This window comes from Actinosynnema sp. NPDC059797 (assembly GCF_042732085.1).
Taxonomy (GTDB): Bacteria; Actinomycetota; Actinomycetes; order Mycobacteriales; family Pseudonocardiaceae; genus Actinosynnema.
Genome location: NZ_JBHWIE010000602.1, coordinates 1 through 2,889, shown reverse-complemented (window position 1 = coordinate 2,889; position 2,889 = coordinate 1). Strand labels below are relative to the sequence as shown.

Annotated in this window: 3 protein-coding genes; all 3 read right to left on the bottom strand. The window is 75.0% G+C overall.

Annotation, left to right across the window (positions count from 1 at the left end; genetic code table 11):
• Window positions 1-206: PIG-L deacetylase family protein (locus ACFV4N_RS42295; protein ID WP_499678329.1), on the bottom strand; the 206-nt coding region annotated here is incomplete at its 3' end.
• A 60-nt stretch (window positions 207-266) separates the two neighbouring features.
• Window positions 267-1,391, bottom strand: a complete 1,125-nt coding sequence (locus tag ACFV4N_RS42290) for a S1 family peptidase (RefSeq protein WP_499678328.1) — start codon at window positions 1,389-1,391, stop codon at window positions 267-269.
• 288 nt (window positions 1,392-1,679) lie between these two features.
• Window positions 1,680-2,889, bottom strand: a 1,210-nt coding sequence (locus tag ACFV4N_RS42285; RefSeq protein WP_499678327.1) for an FAD-binding dehydrogenase, incomplete at its 5' end; no start/stop codon positions are given.

Here is a 2,889-nt window from a genome sequence, read left to right as displayed (position 1 = left end):
CTGTCGGCGTAGCCCAGGTGCTCGACCCGGTGCACGCCCAGCACGGCGGCGCTCGCGCGCAACTCGTCCGCCCGCGCGGACCCCGCGTCGCCGGTGGCCACCACGACGACGACCCGGTGCCCCTCGGCGGCGGCGCGCGCCAGGGTGCCCCCGGTCCACAGCGCCTCGTCGTCGGGGTGGGCGTGGAACGCGATCAGCGTGGCCATCCACCCATGATCCACGCGAGCGGTGGGCCCGTCACCCGTGCCGGGCCCACCGCGCCGGGGTCAGGCCGTGAGCAGCGTCAACCCGTAGGTGGACAGGATCTCGTTGACCGGCTGGAACCAGGTCCGGCCGCCCGACGAGCAGTTGCCGTAGCCGCCGGACGTGACGCCCTGCGCCTGGTCGCCGGTGATGAACGAGCCGCCCGAGTCGCCGCCCTCCGCGCACACGCTCGTGCCGGCCATCTGGTGCACGGCGCCCTGCGCGTAGTTGATCGTCTCGTTGCGGGACTGGATGACGCCGCAGTGCCAGCGCGTCGTGGAGCCCGAGCGGCACACCGACGTCCCCACCGGCGCCTCCCACGAGCCGCGCACCAGCGCGTCGCTGACCGTGCCCCAGCCGAGCACGACCGGCACGTTCCACCAGCCGCCGCCCGTGCGCACCCACGCGTAGTCGTTGCCGGGGAACGAGGAGCCCGCGAACTGGCCCTGCCACGACCGGTCCCAGCCGTAGACCTGGGCGCCCGTGCCGCCGCAGTGCCCGGCCGTGACGTACCCGCCGTGCACCGAGAACCCGATGGAGCACCGCACGTTGCCCGTGTAGTACGGGTCGCCGCCGACCGTGCCCGCCGCGAACGGCACCGGTCGCGTGACGCCCTCGGTGTTGACCCGGATCGGGCCCAGCTCCGTCGCCTTGGCCAGGAACTCGGACACCTCGCGCGCCTGCGTCCCGGCCTCGACGTTGACCACCACCGCGCCGCTGCGCGGGTCCGGGTGCCAGCTCGCCACCGCGGCGGGCACCTCGCCGGCCCGGGACAGCGCGTCCACCCGGTCCTTCACCCGGTCCAGCTCGGCGGCGGTGCGCTCGACGACCTTCGCCTCGGCCCCGGTGGCGCGCACGCGCTTCGCGGCGGCCTCGTCCGTGACGCCGACGACCAGCACGCCCGCGTCCGCGTCGAACCAGCTCCCGCCGAACGCGTTCCCGGCGGCCCGCCGCGCGTCCGGGACCAGCCGGGTCGCGGTCGCCTCCCGGGCGATCCTGGTGCGGGCCTGCTGCTCGGTCAGGCCGAACGCCTCGCGCATCGAGGTCACCAGGCCCGGGGACAGCGGCTCGGCCTGCGCGGGCGTCGCGACCGCCAGGCCGCTCACCAGCAGCGCGGCCACCGCGCCCACCCTCGTCAACGTTGTCATGAGCACGCGTTTCCTCCTCGTCCGCAGGGAGGGCGCGCGGTGGACAGGGATGGTCCGCACGCCCTGGACTACCAGTGAGAGCGCTCTCACTGGTGGTTCAGACCATGCCAAAGACGAAACCGGGCCGTCAATCCCCGCCGCCGGACCGGGCGGAACCCGGGCTCACCCACGCTGACCCGGGCGAACCCGGGTGACCGCGCCGACCTGCCCAACCCGCGGGCGGCGGGCTCGGCTCCCCGGCGGCCGGCCCCGCCCCGGGTTCGAACAGGACCCGGAACCGCCCCAGCCTCACCCGAGAGCCGCGTCGATCGCGCGGCCCGCAGTCCGGCCGGAGAAGATGCAACCGCCGAGGAAGCTGCCTTCCGGCGCGTGGTACCCGTGCACCCCTCCACCGCCGAACCCGGCCGTCTCCCCGGCCGCGTACAGGCCGTCGAAGGGGGTCCCGTCCGGCCGCACCACCTGGGAGTCGAGGTTGGTCTGCACCCCGCCCAGCGTCTTGCGGGTGAACAGGTTGACCCGGATCCCGTACAGCGGGCCGTGGGCGGGGTCGAGCAGGCGGTGCGGCCGGGCGGTGCGCATCAACCTCTCCACCGCGTACCGGCGCACGTTGCGCAGCGACATCAGCTGCATGTCCTTGGAGTAGTCGTTGCGGAGCTGGAGGTCCCGGGCCACGACCTCGTGCTCCACGCGCGCGGGGTCCAGCGGCGTCGCGGGGGTGAGGGCGTTCATCGCGGCCACGAGTTCGGGCAGCGTCCGGCGCGTCACGACGTCCTCCCCGCGGTCGAGGAAGGCGCGCACCGGCTTCATCAGGCTCTTCCGCGCCCGCAGCAGCAACAGCGCGAGGTCCTTGCCGGTGATGTCGGGGTTCTGGTCCGAGCCGGACAGGTCGAACTCCTTGTCCACCATCGAGTGGGTCATGATCAGCCACGAGTGGGCGTGACCGCCGCGCGACACGTGCCCCAACGCCTCCAGGGAGGCGTGGCCGGGGAACCTCGGCGTGGGCAGCCGCCTGCCCTCGGCGTCCAGCCACAGCGGCGACGGACCGGGCAGGAAGTGCACCGCGTGGCGCGGCCACACCGGGCTGTGGTGCCTCAGGCCGTCGGGGTAGTGCCACATGCGGTCCAGGTTGACCACCGCGCCGCCCGCCCGTTCGGTGATCCCCAGCATCCGCCCGTCGACGTGCGCGGGCACGCCGAGGAGCATCGCCTCGGGGAACGGGCCGAGGCGGTCGGTCGGCCAGTGGGCGCGCACCAGGTCGAGGTGGCCGCCGAGGCCGCCCGTGGCGACCACGACCGCCTGCGCCCGCAGGTCGAACTCGCCGACCTCGTCCCGCGAGGAGGGCACGCCGCGCGGCGCGTCCGAGGGCGCCAGCAGCGCGCCGCGCACGCCGACCGCGGCGCCGCCCTCGACCACGACCTCGTCGACCCGGTGCCGGTGCCGGAAGGTCACCAGCCCGCGCGCGGCGGCCCGGAGCACCGGGTCGCGGAAGATCCGGACG